The 22,540-nt window shown below is 46.8% G+C and carries 26 protein-coding genes; all 26 read right to left on the minus strand.

Going from position 1 to position 22,540, the window contains the following annotated elements:
* Nucleotides 1-6: 6 nt before the first annotated feature.
* A complete protein-coding gene (gene fliI, locus ACXADP_RS11300; protein WP_474971469.1) occupies nt 7-1,314 on the minus strand; it encodes a flagellar protein export ATPase FliI in 1,308 nt (435 codons plus the stop codon).
* On the minus strand, nt 1,307-2,047 hold the full coding sequence (gene fliH, locus ACXADP_RS11305) for a flagellar assembly protein FliH (protein WP_474968494.1): 741 nt from the start codon (nt 2,045-2,047) through the stop codon (nt 1,307-1,309). Before fliH ends, fliI begins: the two co-directional genes overlap by 8 nt.
* A complete protein-coding gene (gene fliG, locus ACXADP_RS11310; RefSeq protein ID WP_027954204.1) occupies nt 2,040-3,053 on the minus strand; it encodes a flagellar motor switch protein FliG in 1,014 nt (337 codons plus the stop codon). Before fliG ends, fliH begins: the two co-directional genes overlap by 8 nt.
* A 12-nt stretch (nt 3,054-3,065) precedes the next feature.
* Nucleotides 3,066-4,673: a flagellar basal-body MS-ring/collar protein FliF gene (fliF, locus tag ACXADP_RS11315; protein ID WP_474971470.1), complete on the minus strand. Its 1,608-nt coding sequence runs from the start codon at nt 4,671-4,673 to the stop codon at nt 3,066-3,068.
* Nucleotides 4,674-4,735: 62 nt separating this feature from the next.
* The gene (fliE, locus tag ACXADP_RS11320) at nt 4,736-5,038 is read right to left on the minus strand and encodes a flagellar hook-basal body complex protein FliE (RefSeq protein ID WP_474972312.1); all 303 of its coding nucleotides are present in this window, start codon (nt 5,036-5,038) and stop codon (nt 4,736-4,738) included.
* A gap of 29 nt (nt 5,039-5,067) precedes the next feature.
* Nucleotides 5,068-5,517: a flagellar basal body rod protein FlgC gene (gene flgC / locus ACXADP_RS11325; protein ID WP_474971471.1), complete on the minus strand. Its 450-nt coding sequence runs from the start codon at nt 5,515-5,517 to the stop codon at nt 5,068-5,070.
* Nucleotides 5,518-5,520: 3 nt separating this feature from the next.
* Nucleotides 5,521-5,910, minus strand: coding sequence for a flagellar basal body rod protein FlgB (gene flgB / locus ACXADP_RS11330; RefSeq protein ID WP_474970387.1), 390 nt, complete (start codon nt 5,908-5,910; stop codon nt 5,521-5,523).
* 323 nt (nt 5,911-6,233) lie between these two features.
* A complete protein-coding gene (codY, locus tag ACXADP_RS11335; protein ID WP_027954199.1) occupies nt 6,234-7,013 on the minus strand; it encodes a GTP-sensing pleiotropic transcriptional regulator CodY in 780 nt (259 codons plus the stop codon).
* A 26-nt stretch (nt 7,014-7,039) separates the two neighbouring features.
* On the minus strand, nt 7,040-8,437 hold the full coding sequence (gene hslU / locus ACXADP_RS11340) for an HslU--HslV peptidase ATPase subunit (protein ID WP_474971472.1): 1,398 nt from the start codon (nt 8,435-8,437) through the stop codon (nt 7,040-7,042).
* A gap of 12 nt (nt 8,438-8,449) precedes the next feature.
* On the minus strand, nt 8,450-8,995 hold the full coding sequence (hslV, locus tag ACXADP_RS11345; protein WP_027954197.1) for an ATP-dependent protease subunit HslV: 546 nt from the start codon (nt 8,993-8,995) through the stop codon (nt 8,450-8,452).
* A gap of 5 nt (nt 8,996-9,000) precedes the next feature.
* Entirely contained in the window at nt 9,001-9,900 is a 900-nt protein-coding gene (gene xerC, locus ACXADP_RS11350; protein ID WP_474971473.1) for a tyrosine recombinase XerC, read from the minus strand.
* A 287-nt stretch (nt 9,901-10,187) separates the two neighbouring features.
* Nucleotides 10,188-12,263 (minus strand): type I DNA topoisomerase, encoded by a 2,076-nt coding sequence (gene topA / locus ACXADP_RS11355; RefSeq protein ID WP_474968489.1) that lies wholly within the window; start codon nt 12,261-12,263, stop codon nt 10,188-10,190.
* Nucleotides 12,264-12,421: 158 nt separating this feature from the next.
* Nucleotides 12,422-13,303 carry a DNA-processing protein DprA gene (gene dprA / locus ACXADP_RS11360; protein WP_474971474.1) on the minus strand — a complete coding sequence of 294 codons (882 nt, stop codon included), beginning with the start codon at nt 13,301-13,303 and terminating at the stop codon, nt 12,422-12,424.
* Nucleotides 13,304-13,378: 75 nt separating this feature from the next.
* Nucleotides 13,379-14,281, minus strand: coding sequence for a succinate--CoA ligase subunit alpha (gene sucD / locus ACXADP_RS11365; RefSeq protein ID WP_027954193.1), 903 nt, complete (start codon nt 14,279-14,281; stop codon nt 13,379-13,381).
* 17 nt (nt 14,282-14,298) lie between these two features.
* Entirely contained in the window at nt 14,299-15,459 is a 1,161-nt protein-coding gene (gene sucC, locus ACXADP_RS11370; protein ID WP_474968487.1) for an ADP-forming succinate--CoA ligase subunit beta, read from the minus strand.
* A gap of 214 nt (nt 15,460-15,673) precedes the next feature.
* On the minus strand, nt 15,674-16,435 hold the full coding sequence (locus tag ACXADP_RS11375; protein ID WP_474971475.1) for a ribonuclease HII: 762 nt from the start codon (nt 16,433-16,435) through the stop codon (nt 15,674-15,676).
* Between the two features lie 101 nt (nt 16,436-16,536).
* Nucleotides 16,537-17,379 carry a ribosome biogenesis GTPase YlqF gene (gene ylqF, locus ACXADP_RS11380; protein ID WP_474968485.1) on the minus strand — a complete coding sequence of 281 codons (843 nt, stop codon included), beginning with the start codon at nt 17,377-17,379 and terminating at the stop codon, nt 16,537-16,539.
* 10 nt (nt 17,380-17,389) lie between these two features.
* Nucleotides 17,390-17,941, minus strand: coding sequence for a signal peptidase I (lepB, locus tag ACXADP_RS11385; RefSeq protein WP_474971476.1), 552 nt, complete (start codon nt 17,939-17,941; stop codon nt 17,390-17,392).
* Nucleotides 17,942-18,057: 116 nt separating this feature from the next.
* The gene (gene rplS, locus ACXADP_RS11390; protein ID WP_027954188.1) at nt 18,058-18,402 is read right to left on the minus strand and encodes a 50S ribosomal protein L19; all 345 of its coding nucleotides are present in this window, start codon (nt 18,400-18,402) and stop codon (nt 18,058-18,060) included.
* Nucleotides 18,403-18,533: 131 nt separating this feature from the next.
* Nucleotides 18,534-19,262, minus strand: a complete 729-nt coding sequence (gene trmD, locus ACXADP_RS11395; protein WP_474968483.1) for a tRNA (guanosine(37)-N1)-methyltransferase TrmD — start codon at nt 19,260-19,262, stop codon at nt 18,534-18,536.
* Between the two features lies 1 nt (nt 19,263).
* Nucleotides 19,264-19,779 (minus strand): ribosome maturation factor RimM, encoded by a 516-nt coding sequence (gene rimM, locus ACXADP_RS11400; protein ID WP_474971477.1) that lies wholly within the window; start codon nt 19,777-19,779, stop codon nt 19,264-19,266.
* A 4-nt stretch (nt 19,780-19,783) separates the two neighbouring features.
* Complete coding sequence (locus tag ACXADP_RS11405) at nt 19,784-20,170, minus strand: YlqD family protein (protein ID WP_474968481.1); 387 nt, start codon at nt 20,168-20,170, stop codon at nt 19,784-19,786.
* 66 nt (nt 20,171-20,236) lie between these two features.
* Entirely contained in the window at nt 20,237-20,464 is a 228-nt protein-coding gene (locus ACXADP_RS11410) for a KH domain-containing protein (RefSeq protein WP_027954184.1), read from the minus strand.
* An 18-nt stretch (nt 20,465-20,482) separates the two neighbouring features.
* Nucleotides 20,483-20,752, minus strand: coding sequence for a 30S ribosomal protein S16 (gene rpsP, locus ACXADP_RS11415; RefSeq protein ID WP_160835583.1), 270 nt, complete (start codon nt 20,750-20,752; stop codon nt 20,483-20,485).
* 90 nt (nt 20,753-20,842) lie between these two features.
* A complete protein-coding gene (gene ffh / locus ACXADP_RS11420) occupies nt 20,843-22,183 on the minus strand; it encodes a signal recognition particle protein (protein WP_027954182.1) in 1,341 nt (446 codons plus the stop codon).
* A 13-nt stretch (nt 22,184-22,196) separates the two neighbouring features.
* On the minus strand, nt 22,197-22,526 hold the full coding sequence (locus ACXADP_RS11425) for a putative DNA-binding protein (RefSeq protein ID WP_474968480.1): 330 nt from the start codon (nt 22,524-22,526) through the stop codon (nt 22,197-22,199).
* Nucleotides 22,527-22,540: the final 14 nt, after the last annotated feature.

Genomic DNA, 22,540 nt, shown 5'->3' on the forward strand with positions numbered 1-22,540 from the left:
ATCCCCCTAGTCAAATAACCCTTTCAAATCTTCCACCGAACCTTCATAGCTTGCCGGTTCATATACATCCTGCTTTAAAAACTTCACCAGGTGCGGAAAGTAGGAAATCGATTCATCAATGTCCCGGCTGGACCCTTTTTTATAAGCGCCAATTTGAATCAATTCTCTGTTCTCTTCATACGTTGCCAGATGAGCACGGAGCTGGGATGCTGCATGAGCATGTTCCTCTGTGACAATCTGCTTCATCACGCGGCTGATGGATTTCAGGATATTGACTGCCGGAAACCTTCCCTGCTCAGCCAGTTTACGATCAAGAACAAAATGGCCGTCCAGAATACCACGGACTGTATCAGCGATCGGTTCGTTTAAGTCATCCCCATCTACGAGAACAGTATAGAAGGCTGTGATCGTTCCCCTGCTGGAAGCCCCTGTCCGTTCCAAAAGCTTTGGAAGGAGAGCGAAGACAGAAGGCGTATACCCTTTCGTAGTGGGGGGTTCGCCTGTGGCCAGACCGATTTCACGCTGGGCCATTGCAAACCTTGTGACGGAATCCATCATCAGGTTGACGTTATAGCCAAGGTCACGGAAATACTCACTGATGGCAGTCGCAGTATAAGCCCCTTTCACTCTCATTAAAGCCGGTTGATCTGAAGTTGCCACAACAACAATGGACCGCCTCAAGCCTTCTTCTCCAAGATCATGTTCGATAAATTCCCGGACTTCCCGGCCCCTCTCTCCGATTAAGGCGATCACATTCAAATCCGCCGAGCTGTTACGGGCAATCATGCCCATCAACGTACTTTTTCCAACACCACTGCCTGCAAAAATTCCTACACGCTGCCCTTTGCCCACACTCAACAAGGAATCTACTGCGCGGACACCGACTTGTATCGGCTCTCTTACCGGCGGCCTCGATAAAGGGTTCGGGGGGTCCTGAATCGTCGGATATTCCTTCAAACCCTTGGGCAGACGGCTTCCGTCCAGCGGCTGTCCGGAGGCATCCAGAACACTCCCGATCAAGCCTCTGCCCACATGAATGTTCAAGGGGGATCCAGTAGCTTCCACAAGACTTCCAGGACTGATATGGGTCACTTCCTGATAAGGCATAAGCAGAATGTTTTCATCATGGAAGCCGACCACTTCCGCCTGGATCGTTGCTTGTCCATGTATCGGCGAATGGATGGTACACACTTCTCCGATCGAAGCCTCCGGACCTTTGGACTCAATCATCAGACCGACGACGCGGTGAATTTTACCGTAGCGCTTATACGTATCTGCCCGGCGGATCACGGATTCAAAAAAAGATTCATTCATCTGCATCCGCCCTTTCTGCAGCTTTCAAGACGGCTTTACGAAGTTCTGTCAGCTGTGTGTCAATTCCTGCATCGATAATTCCAAATGGGGATTCAACTCTGCATGTAAAAGGAGGAAGTTCTGCCTCAACGTATATGGAAAGGTCTGTATTGTGACGAACAGCTTCATGAAGCTCTTCTCTCTGCTCTTGTAAAAGACCGAACTGATCCGGGTGAACATAGATGGTCACTTCTGGCTGCGCCTGCACTTCTTCAATGGCTGCACTGACCAAAGGAAGGAACGCTTCCGGTTGTTCCATCAGTTGTTTTTTTACGATTTTCTCCGCACACGTCAAGGCAAGATCCAGGATCATACGTTCACTTTCCTTTACCTTTTCTTTTTGAAGGATCCCGGCTTTTTCAACGACAAGATTCGCTTGTTCGATCCGGCTTTCATACACCTGTCTGCCTTCCTCCTGCCCTTTAGATGTTCCTTCTTCAAAGCCTTTCCGGAAGGCTTCATTTTCAATGACTTTTCTTTCTTCCTCCCAGGTCTGTTTCATTGCTTCAATTTCGGCAGCCGTCTGCTGGATCAGCTCCTGCTTTCTAGTCTGCAGATGATGGATGTCCTGTTGAAGGGAATCCTTGTGGTTCTCCAGATTCTCTGAGCTGTATTCCTCTTCAGAAGGATGGGGGACTGGATTTACTTTCTTGATTTGAATGACCCTGCCGGTATCCTGTGGATAGTTAGACAATGATGTCATCTCCTCCGCCTCTGGCGATAATGATCTCGCCAATGTCTTCTAAATGTCGAATAGTGGAAACGACCCTCGTTTGAGCTTCTTCCACATCACGCAGACGTACAGGACCCATGAACTCCATTTCTTCTTTAAAGGTCTGGGCCATACGGTCGGACATATTATTGAAGACAACTTCTTTCACTTCTTCACTGGACACCTTAAGCGCCAGACGCAGATCATCTTGGTCAACATCTCTGACTACACGCTGGACAGCCCGGTTATCGAGGGCGACGATATCTTCAAAGACAAACATCCGCTTTTTAATTTCCTCTGCCAGGTTTGGATCCTGGGTTTCCAGGGAATCTAAAATGGTACGCTCTGTGCTGCGGTCAACCCCGTTCAATACCTCGACAACGGCCTGAATACCACCCGTTTCCGTGTAATCGTTTGTGACGGTGGCCGATAATTTCTTTTCAAGAATCTGCTCCACCTGACTGATGATTTCAGGAGACGTCGAATCCATTACGGCAATCCTCCTCGCCACATCGCCCTGCTGCTGCTGTGGAAGTTCTGATAAGACTTGTCCAGCCTGCTCGGCATCCAGGTATGAAAGGACGAGAGCGATCGTCTGCGGATGTTCATTTTGAATGAAATTTAAAATCTGTCCGGGATCCGCCCTTCTTGCAAAATCGAACGGTTTCACCTGAAGAGAAGAAGTCAGACGCCCGATGATATTAGACGCTTCTTCCACACCCAGTGCCTTTTCCAAGATCGTTTTGGCATATCCGATGCCTCCCTGGGAAATGTAGTCCTGGGCTAAAGCAATTTGATGGAACTGATCGAGAATATCTTCTTTCTTGTCAGCTTCCACTTTTTGAACAGAAGAAATCTCCAAAGTGAGCTGTTCAATCTCTTCTTCTGTCAAATGTTTATATACCTGTGCAGCAACGTCGGGTCCCAGAGATATGAGGAGGACGGCTGCTTTTTGTTTTCCTGTCAGTGTCTGCTTGTTCAAAGCCATCTTCAGACCTCCTTAATCATCCGAAATCCAGGAGCGCAGTAACTTCGCAAAATCCTCTGGCTTTTCTTTCGCCATCTTTTCCAGCTGTTTCCGTTTTTGAGTTGATTCATCTTCTTTTTCCTTTATTTCCGGAATTTCTGTTTTTTCTTCAGGTACGGCGCTTTCCTCTGTATACACGTAAAATTCTTCTTCTTCCTCTTCCTTGTTCCGTCTCAATAATCTCCAGATTAGAATAATGATGACCAGAAGCAGGCCTCCAGCCACGATGTAGGCCCACAACGGAAGCCCCGTAGACGTTTCACCGGTTGGAAATTCCACTTGGCCGCTGAATTCCTGGAATACGATCGAAACCTTTCCGTCGGTATTCTCCTGCTCGTATTCTTCATTGATGGATGTTGTAATCATCGAGTCTACAATCGATTGAACACTTTCCTGAACGGTCTGCTCTTCTGCTGCAGTCAAATACTCAACAGAGCCGTCTTCGTTCACGGACTTTTTATTATCCACTGCCACCTGAATACCGAGGTCACGTACTTTATACGGACTTTCCTCTATATTTTTCTTAATCCGGTTGAATTCATTATTGATCGTTTCTTTTTTCATTTCATAATCGCCGCTTCCGGTTTCGCCGGCTTCATAGTTCGGAATATCTTCGTCCCCTGTTCCGGCCGTTCCGCCTTCGGGTACAGCACCGTCCTCGTATGTCTCTTCAATCAATTCCATACTTACAGGGAGCCCTGCCATCGTTTCGGGGTCCACCGGTTCCACAAGCTCTTCCACACGGTTTTCTTTAGTAAAATCAATATCTGCCGTTACGGTTGCAATCACTTTCTGCTCCCCGATCATCATTCCGAGCATATGCTGCAGCCGTTGTTTGATATCTTTTTCAATATCTGATTTGACCTTCTGCTGGTATGTATACATCTCTTCCTGTCCAGCCATTTCAGATTGATTGTCAAAATAATTGAAATTTTGATCCATGATGACGATATTATCTTTAGACAAGTCAGGTACAGACTTGGAAACCAGGTTATAAAGCGTTTCAACCTGGCCCGCTTCCAGCTGATACCCCGGCTGGACATCAAGGACAACAGACGCCGAAGCATTCGCTTCGGCATCTGCAGCAAAAAGCTGTTCTTCAGGCATGTTAATCATCACTTTTGCATTTTCGATCCCTTGAATACCTGTGATCAATCCAGCCAGTTCCGTCTGCATAGCATCCAGTTTGATGACATCAAATTCATTGTCTGTCATCCCCCACGAGATGTTATTACTGAAAAAGCTGTAGTCGATCGTTCCACTGTTCGGAATGCCCGAAGCGGCCAGATCTACAAGAAGCCCTTCCACCTCTGAGTCAGGAACAAGAATGCTTGTCCCCCCCTGGTCCAGCTCATAAGGGATGCCGCGTGTATCCAGTTCCGCTTTAATCTGTCCGGCCTCCTGAACAGTAATATCCTTGTAGAGAGGTACCATCCCCGTGTTGGATGCCAGCACACTGATCACGATTAAAGCAATAACCAGCACAGCTCCTGCTGTTGTCATCAAGCTGCGCTGTCCTTTGCTGCGGCTTTTCCAAAAAGCAGTCAGCCGCTCTTTATATCCATGTAATTGCTCTTTCATAACTGCCCCCAAAAAAATTACGATTCAACCGAATCGTATAATGCAAATCTTCTCATGAACTGCTATACCTGCATGCGCATCATTTCTTTATACGCGTCGATGACTTTGCTCTGCACTTCCACAGCTGTCTGCATCGTAATACCGGCTTTCTGGGATGCAATCATGACATCATGGAGATCATCGATGTCGCCGGTGGCAAGAGCCTTCGTTTTTTCGTCTGATACGACTTGAACGTGATTCAACTGATCCACGGCGTTCTTTAACTGACCGGAAAATGACTGATGGGCCTCACTCGGGGAAACCCCTTTCTGCCACTGTGACTGCACAGGTTCGGATATGGATTTCACACTCGTTAATGGAATCATTTCTGCCATCCGTTATCTATCCCCTTTCTTTATCTGCCAATCTCTAAAGCTTTCATCAGCATGCTTTTCGAAGCGTTCAGCGATGTAACGCTTGCTTCATATGAGCGTGTTGCACTCATCATATCCACCATTTCCTGCAGGGGATCCACGTTGGGAACTTGAACATATCCTTCATCATCCGCATCCGGATGGGACGGGTTGTACGCCATCTTGAAAGGTTCTTCGTCCTCCACAATTTCCGAAGCCTTCACACCTGATGCACGGCCGGTCTCTGTGGATTGCTGCAGGACGTGCTTGAAATCCTGCTTCTCCGGTTCCAAAACAACCATCTTCCGTTGGTATGGTTCCCACTCTCCATTTTCATTGATGGAAGCCCTCGTGGAATTCGCATTGGCAATGTTGGATGATGCGACATCCATACGCAGCCTCTGGGCCGTCAATGCGCTGCCGCTGGCGTTCATAGCCTGAAATATACTCATCGATTAACCACCACCTTTTAATACGGATTGAAGACTTTGAAACTTCCCGTTCATACGTTCCACGAGCGCTTGATATTGGATCTGATTCTGTGCCAGCTCGTTCATCTCTTTATCTATATCCACGTTGTTTCCGTTCGGATGATAGGATGAATCGTTTTTCTTATATGTAGTATAGGATTGACCAGCGCCACCGCTGAAGTTGATATGTCCGGCATGTGTAGTTTTCGTCTGGAACGACGTTTCCTTGGCAAGGATATCTTTGAATGCCACCCCTTCTGCCTTATATCCCGGCGTATCTACATTGGCGATATTATTGGATAACGCTTTGTTTTTGGCCGCAGAATAATCAAGAGCACCCTGAAGGGACGTAAACGTGTCATTAAACAGGCTCACCTTTCCACCTCTATCCTTCATTCGACATTTTTTCCATATCCCATCTTCAATTTTAAAAAAATTACTTAAAATTTGTCTATACAATCCTGATTTTTTTTACGAGAGTATTACAAATAGTACATATTAACTATGATTAAATACCTTATAAAGTGTATGATAATGGAAAAATTGTCGAATAGAATCTTATAATGAACATTATGTCATAAAAGTGTGTCGAATAGTATGTATTTATTAGAATATAAAAAAATAATCCAATAGGCACAAAGAGAGGCAGGATGTTATAAAAAGGGTTTAAAAAAAAGCAGGCACACGGCCTGCTTTTTTTAGTTTGTGCGAAGCTTCTGTAGCTCCAGCAAGAAATTATTATTAAGAACTTTAATATAGGTTCCCTTCATCCCAAGAGAACGGGACTCGATGACTCCTGCACTTTCCAGTTTGCGAAGTGCATTTACGATGACAGAACGGGTGATTCCCACGCGGTCGGCAATTTTACTTGCCACCAGCAGGCCTTCATTGCCTTCCAGTTCATCAAAAATGTGTTCAATGGCTTCAAGTTCGCTGTAGGACAGGGAGCTGATCGCCATTTGCACAACAGCTTTGCTCCGTGCTTCCTGCTCGATTTCCTCTGTTTTCTCATGAAGAATCTCCATGCCTACAACCGTGGCACCATATTCGGCTAGAAGCAGGTCATCGTCATTGAAATTTCCGTTAAGACGGCTCAGAATCAATGTACCGAGGCGCTGTCCGCCCCCGATGATTGGAACGATGGTTGTCAGACCGTTCTCAAACAAATCGCGGTTTTCAATAGGGAAGGCGGTATATTCACTGTCGATATCAATATCAGGGGTTGTCTCCTGGATATTGAACAGACTCTGGGTATACTCCTGAGGGAACTGGCGGTCAGAAAGCATCGCCTTCATACGCTCGTTCTCAATCTCCTGATTAATCGCAAAGCCGAGAAGCTTTCCGCGACGGCTCAGTACGAATGTGTTGGCTTCAATGACATCACGCATGGTAGCGGACATATCATTGAAGTCGACGGACTTTCCTGTTGTTTTCTGCAGCATTGCGTTGATCTTACGTGCACGATCTAGTAGTTTCATGTGCATTTCCTCCTTGTTGATCTCTCCTACAAGATAAATCGGCTGAGATCTTTGTTTTTAACAATTGATGATAATTTACTGTCTACATACTGTGGTGTAATTTCGATGGTTTCCATCATGACATCCGGAGCTTCAAACGAAAGATCCTCAAGCAGTTTTTCGAGAATCGTATGAAGTCTGCGGGCACCGATATTATCTGTTTCCTGATTCACTTCATGAGCGATTTCTGCGAGTCTGGTAACAGCATCGTCAGAAAATTCAACCTTTATACCTTCAATTTCAAGTAAAGCTTTATATTGTTTTAAAAGCGCATTGGAAGGCTCCATTAATATACGCTTGAAATCGGCCACACTGAGTTTGTTAAGCTCCACTCGGATCGGAAAGCGGCCCTGTAATTCAGGGATCAGGTCGGAGGGTTTGGACATATGGAAGGCGCCCGCTGCTACGAAGAGGATGTGATCGGTCGCTACAGGTCCATACTTCGTTACAATCGTGGATCCCTCCACAATCGGAAGAATATCACGCTGTACACCTTCACGGGATACATTCCCCTGGTTGTCCCCTTTTGCCGCGACCTTATCAATCTCATCGATAAAGATCATCCCGGACTGCTCTACTTTATAAACCGCTTCTTGTCCAACTTCATCCATATCCACAAGTTTTCCCGCTTCTTCCTGGGTCAGAACTTTTCTCGCTTCTGATACGGAAAGGCGGCGCTTTTTCTTTTTCTTAGGCATAAACTGGCTGAATGCATCCTGCATGTTCATCCCCATCTGTTCCATTCCTGAACCTTGGAGCATATCAAACATGGAAGACTGCGATTCTTCGACCTCTATCGTCACCATCCGGTCTTCCAGCTCACCCATATCGAGCTGGTGGCGGATCCGGCTCCGCTTCGTTTCGATTTCGGCTTCTTCCTGGGACTCGTCGGGTTGGTTGTCCTGTTGGCCATTTTGGTTAAACAGCATTTCAAAAGGATTCTTGAAATTATTATTCTGCTTCTTCTTGGATGGAACGAGAAGTTTAACCAGTCTCTTATCCGCCTGTTCTTCGGCCCGGTCCTTGACCGCTTCCATTTTCTCTTCCTTGACCATACGGACCGCCATTTCGACGAGGTCGCGCACCATGGATTCGACGTCACGGCCGACATAGCCGACTTCCGTGAATTTGGTGGCCTCTACTTTTACAAAAGGAGCGCCTGTAAGCTTGGCAAGCCTGCGGGCGATTTCTGTTTTACCAACGCCTGTCGGACCCATCATCAAAATATTCTTCGGAACAATTTCATCCTTCAGCTCATCGGTCAGCTGCATACGGCGGTAACGGTTCCTAAGAGCAATAGCGACGGAGCGTTTGGCGCTGTCCTGTCCAATAATGTATTGATCCAGTTTTTCTACAATTTGTTTAGGGGTTAACTGTATAGACATTCCTGGTCCTCCTTATTCGAGAACTTCCAAAACGATCTGATCATTTGTAAACACACAGATTTCTCCGGCAATTTCCAGCGCAGCTCTTGCGATATCCGGAGCGGACTGATCCGGGGAGTATCTCTTTAATGCGCGTCCGGCGCTGAGCGCAAAGTTTCCGCCGGATCCGATGGCAAGTATTCCGTCATCTGGTTCAATGACTTCCCCTGTTCCGGAGACGAGAAACATTTTTTCCTTATCCATTACAATCAGCATGGCTTCAAGCTTCCTTAATACCTGGTCACTGCGCCACTCCTTGGCCAGTTCCACAGAGGCTCTTGCCAGATTGCCGTCATAACTTTCAAGCTTGCCTTCAAATTTCTCGAAAAGTGTAAAAGCATCGGCTACGGAACCGGCGAAGCCGGCGAGTACCTGATCGTTGAACAGTCTTCTCACTTTCCTGGCTGTATGCTTCATCACTACCTGATTTCCTAATGTCACCTGTCCGTCCCCGCTCATGGCTGACTTCCCATTGTGCTGGACGGCGAAAATAGTCGTTGCGTGAAATTGCTGATCCATATGATTCACCTCTTATTCGCTCTTGGATGGCTGTTCATATATACATTTCTCAGTCGATCCTTGGTTACATGCGTATAGATCTGCGTGGAAGATAAATGCTCATGGCCGAGCAGTTCCTGAACGGACCGCATATCAGCCCCCTCGTTCAGCATATGTGTAGCAAACGTATGCCGGAGCTTATGAGGGTGAACATCCACAGTTAACGCAGCTTCTTTCACCATTTTATTTAAAATCAAACGAATTCCATCAGCCGTAAGCGGTCCACCCCGGGCATTGAGAAACAATGTCCGGACAGGGTCCTTTTGTTTAGACGATAAGTCAAGACGGCCGTCTTCCATGTATGTTCGGAGCGCTTGTGAAGCTGACTTTCCAAAAGGAACATACCGCTCTTTTCTTCCCTTTCCGAGGACAAGAGCTGTGTTCAGGGAAAAGTCCAGGTCTCCTGTTTTCAACTGGACACATTCACTCACACGAATCCCCGTTCCATACAACAGTTCGAGAAGAGCCTGATTTCTCTGTCCGAGTGGATCTGTCAGATCACTGACTTGAAAAAGCTGATCCAGTTCCTGTTCATAAAAGAAATTAGGAATAGGAGCTTCCGCTTTAGGAAGCGACACATTGGCGAACGGGTTGTTGTCAAACCAATTCTCCCTTTCTAAATACTTAAAAAAACTCCGGAGGCTGGACACTTTCCTGGAAACAGTTTTTCTCGCGTACCCTGCTTCATACTGCTTTGTTAAAAATACTCGGACGGTCGAATAATCACAGCTCTCAATGGCTGTCCCTTCCGCATGAAGGAAAGTATAGAACTCATCAATATCTCTGCCGTAATGCTTGATTGTCAGAGGCGACGCGTTCTTTTCGATCTGAAGGTACTCCATAAACGATTCTTTATAGGAATGCATGAGTTTTTCACCTCACAAAGGCGATTAAATTTTATCACACCATTGACTGAATAAACAATGGATTTAATTAAAATGTAACAAAATTCTGAATTGTTTCCAAGTCTAAACAATTAATTGGAAAAGATTACAGGATTTCCGGTTCCAGCTACTGTGCCATCAGTGCTGTCAAGTATGTAGCCTTACCAAAGCGTAATTATAGCGTCCAACTCCACCCGTGTCAATTAAAATAATTGGAAAGAGCCTATGACTATAAGGATAGTCATAGGCTCTTGAAAATATAACAGGACTCAAGCCTGCGGTTCTTCTTTATAATCACAGCTGGTACATTGGATCTGGGTACCTTTCTTGACTTTCTTCTCTACAAGCAGCGACTCACATTTCGGACATGGCCGGCTGATCGGTTTATCCCAGGAAATAAAGTCGCAGTCCGGATAGTTTTCACATCCAAAGAACTTCCGATTTTTCTTACTCTTCCTTTCTACTACTTCTCCGTCTTTACACTTCGGACAAGTGACTCCGACTTTCTTCAAAATCGGCTTCGTATTCCGGCACTCCGGGAAGTTGGAACAGGCGAGGAACTTTCCATAGCGTCCCATCTTATAAACCATTTCATGGCCGCATTTTTCACAATCAATGCCTGCCGGCTCATCCTTAATTTCCACTTCTTCCATTTCTTTTTCTGCTTTTTCCAGTCTCGGCTGAAAACCTTGATAGAACTGGCCGATAATGTTGACCCATTCCTCTTTGCCTTCTTCAATGGCATCCAGGTCATCTTCCATTTCCTTCGTAAACGCCGCATCAATGATTTCCGGAAAGTACTCGCGCAGCTGATCAAGGACGATTTCGCCAAGCTCGGTTGGGACAAATCGTTTATTATCCAATGCGACATATCCGCGGCGCTGGATGGTATCAAGCGTAGGGGCGTAAGTGGAAGGGCGTCCAATCCCCAGTTCTTCCAGCGTTTTTACAAGGCGCGCTTCGGTATAGCGTGGAGGCGGCTGAGTGAAGTGCTGGTTCGGCTTGATTTCCTCTGCCTTCACCGTCATGCCTTCCTCGAGATGAGGCAGGAGTTTATCCTTTTCCTTCTTGTTGTCATCATTGCCTTCGACATAGACTTTCATGAAACCTTTGAATTTGACCTCAGAGCCCGTCGCACGGAACTCCACCCCTTCATTGGTCATGTGTACGGTCATCGTGTCAAGGACAGCCGGTGCCATTTGACTGGCTATAAAACGGTCCCAGATCAGCTTATAAAGACGGTACTGGTCCCTGGAGAGGATACTCTTCATCGCTTTAGGGTCTCGATCAGCCCCTGTCGGCCGGATCGCTTCGTGGGCATCCTGTGCACCTTCCTGCTTTTTAGCCGCTTTGCCGGCACCAAGAAACTCTTTCCCGAAATTGTTTTCCACGTACTGTTTGGCGTCATCCTTTGCAGAATTCGAAAGACGTGTGGAGTCGGTACGCATATAGGTGATCAAACCAGTGATCCCCTGTTTGCCGCCGAGATCAATCCCTTCATAAAGCTGCTGGGCAATCATCATCGTCTTCTTAGCCCGGAAGTTGAGCTTTCGCGCTGCTTCCTGCTGGAGGGAGGACGTTGTGAATGGAAGCGAAGGATTCCGCCGCCTTTCCCGCTTGTTTACTTTGTCTACTGTAAAGTTTCTGCCATCCAGACGGGACTGGATCGTTTCCACATCCTGCTGAGTCTTAAGTTCCTGCTTCTTACCATCGACACCGTAGAAAGACCCTTCAAAAGGCTCCTTCTCCTTCAGGAAATCAGCTTCAATCGTCCAGTATTCTTCCGGCTGGAATTTTTTAATTTCATTCTCGCGGTCAATAATAATTTTTACTGCAACGGATTGTACGCGCCCGGCACTCAGCCCTTTTTTCACCTTTTTCCAGAGAATCGGGCTGATGTTGTATCCTACAAGTCTGTCAAGGATACGTCTGGCCTGCTGAGCGTCCACAAGATCGGAATCGATGCTCCGCGGCTGTTTAAAGGAATCTTTAATGGCTTCTTTAGTGATCTCATTAAATACGACACGGCATTTGGACTGGTCATCAATGTCCAGGCTGTGGGCAAGGTGCCAGGCGATGGCTTCCCCTTCACGGTCGGGGTCGGCTGCAAGATAGACTTTCTTAGCCTTCTTAGCGGCCGTCTTCAACTCTTTTAATACCGGACCTTTGCCTCGTATCGTAATGTACTTCGGTTCAAATTCATGTTCCACGTCCACACCCATTTGACTCTTTGGAAGGTCACGGACATGCCCGAGGGAAGCTTTAACTTTATATTTTTTTCCAAGATAGCGTTCAATTGTTTTTGCTTTTGCAGGTGATTCCACTATTACAAGATAATCTGCCATACAGGTTCCTCCCATAGAGGTGTTTTCTCTATAAATTTTACATAAAATAAATCTTCCCTATTATTAAATACAATGAAACCGTTTGTCAAACCGGTCCTCTCTCTTTATTAGGGAATAACGACTAATTCTTCTTAGTACTGTACCACCTTTGTCACCGATTATTCAAATTTTTCAAACCAGTCTTCAGCTATGTCTTGGTACGTGTGAACAAGCTTGGCCCCTTCATTTATAAGGTGGTGGCACCCCTCACTTGTCGGGCTTCCCGCCGGACCTGGAAGGGCATACACACTTCTCCCCTGCTCCAGAGCCTGATCCACCGTAATCATTGTCCCACTTCTCATTTTTGCTTCAATGACAAATGTGGCTGGGCTCAATCCTGAAATAAGCCGGTTACGTTCAGGGAAGTGATATTTCTTCGGCGGTATATCAGGAGGGTATTCACTAATGACTATATGATGATCAGCCATTTGTTTATACAAAGAAAGATTGTTTGAAGGGTAAATATGCTCAAAACCCGACCCAAGAACAGCAGCCGTCTTCCCCCCATTATAAACAGCGAGGGTGTGCGCATACTGATCAATTCCATAAGCCATCCCGCTGACAATCAAAGCTCCCTGCTGAATGAGTGGGGTGAGCACCTGTTTCATTGCCGGGAAAGCGTAGGAAGAGGGTTTTCTTGTACCGATAACGCTGAGGGAAAAAACGTTGGAGAGTAGATGGGGATGGCCCTCCATATATAACACGAGAGGAGGGTCGGGAATGGTGCGGAACATAGGAGGAAACTGGTCATCAAACCACGTTAAAATGGTATACCTCCGAAGATAGTTGTCGAGTTTCTTCATTATATTAGGGTCTTTCAGCCTTCGATAAATCATTTGGGAGGTGCGGATAGGAGTGCCTGTTAAAGAAGCGAATTCTTTGGGGGAAAGGTTTGTGAGGAAATCAAGTTCAGGGTCCGATGTCAGCAGGGTTCTTATTCGTGCTCTGCTTATTATCGAAAGGCTGTGCAGGCCGATCAGTCTGATTCGTTTGGAATTCATACAGCACCTCATTTGTATTGGATTTCATGATAAGGAGACCGCATCTGTATAGATACGGCCTCCCCGGGCTACCTTTTAATGGGTCTTACATTTATCGAAAAGATTTTCATTTTTCAACACTTCAATAAGGGTTTCTCCCATGACAGACGGAGTCTCTGCCACTTGAATCCCACACTCATTCATGACACGGATTTTCTCATCCGCTGTTCCTTTACCTCCGGAAATGATGGCACCCGCGTGCCCCATACGTTTCCCTGGAGGGGCTGTTCTGCCTCCGATAAAGCCGACAACAGGTTTGTTCATGTTCGCTTTCACCCATTCAGCCGCTTCTTCCTCAGCAGTGCCTCCGATTTCACCAATCATAATGACCGCTTCTGTATCGTCATCCTCATTGAAGGCTTTTAAGACATCAATAAAGTCGGTTCCATTTACAGGGTCACCACCGATACCGACGGCTGTTGATTGACCGATCCCTGCCTCGGACAGCTGGTGTACGGCTTCATACGTCAATGTACCGGATCGGGATACTACCCCAACATGGCCTTTCTTATGGATGTATCCAGGCATGATGCCGATTTTACATTCATCCGGCGTAATCACTCCCGGGCAGTTCGGCCCGACAAGACGGGTCTTCCTGCCTTCCATATACCGTTTCACTTTAATCATATCCAGAACAGGAATATGTTCGGTAATGCAGATGGCCAGATCCATTTCTGCATCTGTCGCTTCCATGATGGCATCTGCAGCAAATGGGGCAGGTACATAGATGACCGAAGCGTTGGCACCTGTTTTTTCAACCGCTTCTGACACGGTATTGAATACGGGAATGCCTTCCACTTCTGTACCGCCTTTGCCTGGTGTTACTCCACCGACGATCTGTGTGCCGTATTCCACCATCTGCTTGGTGTGAAACAAGGCTGTTGATCCTGTAATCCCTTGAACAATCACTTTAGTATCCTTGTTAATAAATACACTCATCTCATTCCCCGCCTTTCCTACTTCACTAGTTCCACGATTTTTTGTGCGCCTTCTGCCATGGAATCTGCAGAAGTAATGTTCAAACCGGATTCATCAAGGATTTTCTTCCCGTCCTCGACGTTGGTTCCTTCGAGTCGGACAACAAGCGGAAGCGTCAAACCGATCTGCTTCGTCGCTGCAACGACACCTTCAGCAATGACATCACATTTCATAATGCCTCCGAAAATGTTAACGAAAATCCCTTTTACGTTATCGTCGGATAGAATAATTTTGAAAGCCTCGGTGACTTTCTCCGTCGTCGCACCGCCGCCGACATCAAGGAAGTTCGCCGGATCACCGCTGTAGTGCTTGATTGTATCCATCGTCGCCATAGCCAGTCCAGCGCCGTTAACCATGCAGCCGATATTGCCATCCAGGGCGATATAGCTGAGATCATACTTGGATGCTTCCACTTCTTTCGGATCTTCTTCATCCAGATCACGAAGCTCCATGATATCTTTTTGACGGAATAGAGCATTGTCGTCAAAATTCAATTTTGTATCCAGGGCAAGGACATCTCCGTCTCCAGTCGTGACCAGGGGATTGATTTCAGCTACGGAGCAGTCCTTTTTAACGAACACATCATACAATCCAAGCATGAACTTGACCGCTTTACCGACGGCTTCTTTAGGGATGTTGATATTGAATGCCAGACGTCTTGCCTGGAAAGGAGTCAGACCTGTAACCGGATCAATGACTTCCTTGAAGATTTTTTCCGGAGTTTCAGATGCCACTTCCTCAATCTCCGTACCACCCTCCTCAGAGGCCATCATCGTTACACGGCTTGTCGCGCGGTCAAGGACAAGACCGACATAATATTCACTTTGAATGTCGCACCCTTCCTCGATGAGTAAGCGCTTAACTTCTTTGCCTTCTGGTCCAGTCTGATGGGTGACAAGCGTTGAACCTAGTATGTCATCGGCATATGTACGGACTTCATCAAGATTTTTGGCGATTTTCACTCCGCCCGCTTTTCCACGCCCACCTGCATGGATCTGCGCTTTCACGACAGTAACGCTGCTGCCAAGCTTCTCTGCTGCCTCAACAGCTTCATCGACTGTATAAGCTACGTATCCATTTGGCACAGAAACGCCAAAATCACGCATGATTTGTTTTCCTTGATACTCATGAATGTTCATGTTTCATCCTCCCATCAATTTTCACTGCATGTACATTGTATAAAAAAACGCTGTCAATTGTCCATAAAAAGCGTGATATCTGTCGAAAAATTCAATAGATTAACAAAAATTATCTTATGTAAACAAAAGGAAGCAGGAACCGGTCCGATCCGGCTCCCCCCTGTTCCTGCTTCCTTTGAAGAGGCTGTTTCAATAACGAAAACGCCCCCTCCTTCTAGAGCATGTTTTTAACGGGAGCAAAGGTTTTCCTGTGTACAGGGGTGATTCCATAGGTTTCAAGGGCCCTAAGATGATCTTTTGTTCCATAGCCCTGGTTGGACTTGAACTGGTAACCCGGATACACTTCATCGAGCTCTGCCATCATCCGGTCCCTCGTTACCTTGGCAACCACACTGGCTGCAGCGATCGATACACTCCGCTGGTCCCCCTTGATCAGTTTCGTTTCACTCCATCCGTCACCGAGCGTCATCGCATCGACCAGAAGGTGATCCGGCTCGTGTTTCAACTGGGATACGGCCCGTTTCATAGCGAGCCTGGCGGCCTGATAGATATTGAGCTGATCGATTTCCCTGCTGGATACAATACCGGCTGCCCAGTCGGCATCTCTCGTAATCTGTTCATAGAAACTTTCCCGCCTGGATTCTGAAAGCTGCTTGGAATCATAGAGACCTTCCAAATAATAATCATCGGGAAGGACAACCGCTCCTGCGACGACCGGCCCAGCAAGCGGCCCCCTGCCGGCTTCATCAATACCGCATACATACTGGCGCTCACCTGCCCAGGCTTTTTTTTCAAACTCGAGCATGTCTTCATACTGCTTTCGAAGGGCTTCTCTTTTCTTCTGCCTGTCTGTATACTGCTTTAACAGCTGCTGTACCCCTTTGCGGGTATCCCCGGACAGTTCCTCCCATTCGGCTTCTGTCGGCTTCTGTGCCTGCAGCATGGCTTTAATTTCATTGATTGTACGTTTGGACATGATGGCTCCTCCGTTTCTTTTCGTTCGACTGTCGGATCTACAAGGTTCACACCCATAAAAAAAGCGCTCCAGGCACGGGCCTGCAGCGCTCATTCCTGCATCTATTCAGGAGTTTCCAGACTGATCAGCCCGAGTTTTCCTGTGCGTAAATCCTGAAGAATAATATCGGACACTTTTTCAAAATTCACGTGGCCCCCGCTTTCCAGGCAGCCCCGTTTTTTACCAATGTGCTCAAAAACGTCCATCATATCATCAACCTGGTCCAGCCCGAAACGATGTTCAAGCATACTTGGATATTCCCGGCTGAGAAAATCAATCACGTAGGCAGCCACATCTTCCTTAGGCAGAATTTGATCCTTGATCGTTCCGATGGACGCGAGACGGTATCCGACCTCTTCTTCCTCAAATTTAGGCCAGAGGATTCCCGGTGTATCCAGCAGTTCAAATTCTTTCTTCACTTTAATCCACTGCTGTTTCGTCGTAACCCCTGGTTTATCTCCCGTTTTGGCGGCTCTTTTATTTACAAGACGGTTGATCAGCGTCGATTTTCCGACGTTCGGGATACCGATAATCATCGCTCTTGATGCTCTTGGACGAATGCCCTTGGCCACGAGCTTATCGATTTTTTCCTTCCCGAGGGCTTTTGCCTTCTGAATTACCCGCTGGACATCCTGCTTTTGATTGGCTTCAATCGCAACAGCGGGAATACTTTTGTTTTGGAAATAGTCAATCCACTGCTCTGTGACTGCAGGATCAGCCAGATCCTTTTTCATCAGCACAACCATTTTCGGCTTTTCCTGAAGAATCCCGTGAAGCATCGGGTTCTGTGAAGATAAAGGTGCTCGGGCATCGACAAGTTCAATGACAAAGTCGACGAGCTTTAATTTTTCTGCTACTTCCCGTTTCGCTTTTGCCATGTGCCCGGGAAACCATTGTATACTCATGTAAATCCTCCTAATTAACGATACGGATGCGGTCCAGCGGCCAGTAGGATAATACAGCTTCTCCAACCAGCTGTTCTTCCGGAATCATGCCGAGGACGCGGCTGTCGGTGGAGTTGTCCCGGTTATCCCCAAGAACAAAGACATGACCTTCAGGCACTTCCTCAAAACCACCTGGAATGTCCTCTTCCATCCTGAAGTCGCTGGTCAGTATGCTGCCTTCCGGAAGCTGTGCCTTTCTTTCCTCAAGAAAGGGCTCCTCCACCCGTTCGCCATTCACATATAACTGATCATTTTCATAGGCGATGTGATCCCCTGGGATACCGATGACCCGTTTTATGTAATCTTTCTGTTCTGTTGCATGAAAAACGACGACATCAAACCGATCAGGAGAAGTCAGACGTTTATGCAGCTTACTCACAATGAGGTGATCTCCACTATGAAGTGTCGTAAGCATAGACGGTCCTTCGACGACAACAGGTGCAAAAATAAATACCCGTACAATCACTGCCAGAACAGCAGCGATGGCAAATGCTTTGACCCAGTCCAACCACTGTTGCTTCATTTCCCCACTTCCCTGTCTTATGACGTTCATCTCCGCTGTTTTCATCGTATAACAGCTGGAACTTATTATAAAGTAGAAAAAAGGAGCTTGGCATACGCAAGCTCCTTTTCACCGGTTTAGATAATTTCTTTAATACGTGCTGCTTTACCACGAAGGTTACGTAGATAGTAAAGTTTCGCACGGCGTACTTTACCACGACGAGAACGTTCGATTTTAGCAATACGTGGTGAATGAACTGGGAATGTACGCTCAACACCTGTGCCGTAAGTAATCTTACGAACTGTGAATGTTTCGCTGATTCCACCGTTCTGACGTTTAATAACAACACCTTCGAATACCTGGATACGCTCACGGGTGCCCTCGACAACCTTCACGTGTACTTTGACAGTGTCACCAGGACGGAAGTCAGGGTGATCTGTACGAAGCTGTTCTTTTGTAATGTCATGAATCAACTGTTGCATGATCTTCACTCCTTTTTAACTAATGCTCTTGTCTTCTAAGAGGCAGCGGAACATCGTTTTCCACTTAAACCGATCGTTTAAGCACAAAATTTAATATACCATACAGGGAGAAAAACTTCAACCGCCGGCTGTTATTTTTTCCACTCTTCCAGCCACGTTTTTTCCTGATCCGACAGCTCTTTTTTCTCTAAGAGATCCGGTCTGCGTTCATACGTACGCTTCAAAGACTCTTTGTGTCTCCACTCATCAATTTTAGCGTGATTGCCCGAGAGAAGGACATCAGGGACCTTCATCCCACGGAAATCCGCCGGCCGTGTATAATGAGGATGCTCCAGAAGGCCGTTGGAAAAGGAATCCATCGGAGCCGACTGTTCATTTCCGAGCACCCCGGGAAGCAGACGGACAACGGAATCAATGACAACCATAGCTCCGAGTTCACCACCAGTGAGCACGTAGTCTCCAATGGAAATTTCATCGGTCACGAGCTCTTGGCGGATGCGCTCATCATATCCTTCATAATGGCCGCAGATAAATACAAGATGGTCTTCCTCAGAAAGCTCTTCCGCCTTCTGCTGGGAATAAGGTTCCCCCTGCGGACAAAGCAGGACGACGCGTGGAGGCTTTTCCGATTTTTCCCGGATGGCCTCAATGCTGTCGAAAATCGGCTGAGGGGAGAGTACAAGACCGGCTCCACCCCCGTAAGGATAGTCATCCACCTTATTATGCTTACTTGTTGTGTAATCACGGAAATTCACATATTCATATGAAAAAGCCTGCTGCTCCCGAGCCCGCTTCATAATGGAATTCTGCAGGACACCTTCGAACATTTCTGGAAACAGCGTTAATATATCGATATGCATGTCAGTCCAGCAGCCCTTCTATTGGATCGATGATGATCGTTTTTTCCGTTGGATTTACCTTCTTCACAACCGGCTCGATATAAGGGATCAAAAGATCTTTGCTTCCCCGGCGTTGCACGACCCATACGTCGTTGGCGCCCGGTGTCAGGATTTCTTTGATAACCCCTAGTTCTTCCCCTGATTCAAGGTAGACGGTACATCCGATAATCTCATGAAAATAAAATTCATGATCCCCGAGTTCTTCCTGTTCCTCTTCTGAAACCATCAAGGTCACGTTCTTCAACGGTTCCACATCATTAATGGATGGAAGATCCTCAAAGCTGATCAGGTCGAATCCTTTATGGACCCGGTGACTGCGGACGACCAAAGTTCTTGTTTCCTGTTTATCACTTACCCAATACAAAAGCTGCCCGGGCTGGAAGCGTTCCTCGAAATCCGTGATTCGATGGACTTTCACTTCTCCTTTGATCCCATGTGTGTTAATGATTTTTCCGACATTAAACATTTGTCTATCCATGTTATTACCTCGCTCGTATGACTTTTCCATCTTTAATGGTGATCTGGCGGTCCTGGATAATGTCTTCCCACACGTCACCTTCCTCGATCGTGACTAGCGTGTCGACTTCATCCGTTTCCAGCTCACTTCCATCCGGAAGGATATCGAGCTGTTTACGCTGATATTCCATCCACCTGAGCTGATCTCTCCGGCGGCTGATCTCACGGGAAAACCTCCGCTCCACTTCCTGTTTGGATACACCGGGTTTGCGCTCCAGTTTTTTCTGTTCAAAAGCAAGCTGCCGGCATTCTTCATCAAGCTGGCGCTCCCTCTGGTTGAACCTTTCTTTAAGCTGGGCCCGGCTGGAATCTGTCAGGACTTGTTTGACAGGTACTTTTCTAATGATCTGCATGCGCTGACCGCCTCCCTATCCTTAAGATTACATAGTAAAAAAGGGAAAGGTTCTCCCTCTCCCTTCTTACATGATATCCAAATAGATTCTTTTATCAGAATCAGAGCCTGCCGCATACACGACAGTTCGAATCGCTTTCGCTATCCGCCCGTTTTTTCCGATCACCTTACCGACATCATCCGGATGGACGGAAAGATGATACACCATTTTGTGCTCTTCTTCTTTCACATCCACCTTGATGTCATCAGGATGATCGACAAGCGGAGTGACGATCGTTTCGATTAAGGCTTTCATGATATCACCACTATTTTATTATTGGTTTTTCTTATCGTGGAACTGCTTCATGATGCCTTCGTTAGAGAATAGGTTACGGACTGTATCGCTCGGCTTGGCACCGTTGGACATCCAGTCGATCGCCTTGTCAGCGTCGATTTTAACCTCAACTGGGTTTACAACCGGGTTATATGTTCCAATCTGCTCGATGATGCGGCCATCACGAGGAGAGCGGGAATCTGCAACTACTACACGATAAAATGGGTTACGCTTGGATCCCATACGTTTTAGGCGAATTTTTACTGCCATATTTAACAACCTCCAAAATTTCTTTAATTAATTGTTTCACACAGAATTAGATTTTAGCAGAACTTCAAGGGTGTGTAAAGGTTTTTTCCATTACATAAACGGAAATTTCATTCCGCGGCCTTTTTTCCCTTTGGTATTGCTCATCTGCTTCATCATTTTCTTCATTTCTTCAAACTGTTTCAAAAGACGGTTGACTTCTGAAACAGATGTACCTGAACCTTTGGCAATCCGTTTTTTACGGCCTGCATTCATCAGGGACGGATCCTGACGCTCATGCTTGGTCATAGACTGAATAATTGCTTCCACATGGACAATCTGCTTATCGTCAAAGGAGACATTCTGCAGTCCCTTCATCTTGTTGGCCCCGGGAATCATATTCAAAATCTCATCAAGGGGCCCCATGTTCTTCACCTGCTCCATCTGCTCAAGGAAATCCTCAAACGTGAAAGAAGCATTTCTCATTTTAGATTCCAGCTCTTTGGCCTGTTTTTCATCGACCTGTGTCTGAGCCTTTTCAATAAGAGTGAGCACATCTCCCATACCGAGGATACGGGAGGCCATACGCTCGGGATGGAAAACTTCAAGTTGATCCAGCTTTTCCCCCATACCGGCGAATTTGATCGGTTTTCCAGTGACGGCCTTTATGGACAGTGCTGCACCACCACGGGTGTCGCCATCAAGCTTCGTCAAAAGAACGCCGCTGACATCCAGCTGTTCATCAAAGCTTTCCGCTACGTTGACGGCATCCTGTCCGGTCATGGAGTCGACGACAAGGAAAATTTCATCCGGATTGACAGCATCCTTGATCTGCTGCAGTTCGCCCATAAGATCTCCGTCAATATGAAGGCGGCCGGCGGTATCGATAAGAACATAATCGTGATGTTCCTCTTTCGCTTTGGCAACCGCATTACGCGCAATATCCACAGGGTCTGCCTCTGTCCCTTCAGCGTGCACCGGCATGCCCAGCTGCTTCCCGAGCGTTTCCAGCTGCTGGATGGCGGCCGGACGATAGACGTCAGCAGCAACCAGCATCGGGTTACGGTTGTAACTTTTACGAAGAAGGTTCGCCAGTTTTCCCGTGGTCGTGGTTTTACCGGCACCCTGAAGACCAACCATCATAATGACGGTTGGAGGACGCTTGGCTACGGCAATTTTACTTTCATTGCCGCCCATGAGCTCGGTCAGCTCTTCTTGAACGACTTTAATGACCTGCTGGCCCGGAGTCAGACTTTCCATAACTTCCTGGCCGACTGCCCGTTCACGGATACGTTTGACGAAATCCTTCACTACTTTGAAGTTAACATCGGCCTCGAGGAGGGCGAGACGGACTTCCCGCGTCATCTCTTTTACGTCTTGTTCGGTTACCTTCCCTTTGCCTTTGATTTTTTTAATCGTTTCCTGCAAACGGTCGGATAAACCTTCAAATGCCATCGAAGAAACCCTCCTATTCTAATTCTTGTAATTGTTCAAGCCAGACGGCCGTGTGCTTTGGAAGTTCCTGTTTATCAACAGCAGCTTCCATTTCCGCTATTACCTGCTGGCGTTTTTGGAATTTCTCATATAAATGAAGCTTTTTTTCATATTCTTCAAGCATGGTTTCCGTCCGGCGGATATTATCATACACCGCTTGACGGGATACATCAAAGGTCTCGGATATTTCACCAAGAGAATAATCTTCCAGATAGTACAACTCCATGTAATTTCTCTGTTTAGGAGTCAGCAGCGATTGGTAGAAATCGAATAGGTAATTGATTCTTGTCGTCTTTTCAAGCACGCTTGTAGCACTCC

The organism is Halobacillus sp. AWH4_228 (assembly GCF_056158365.1).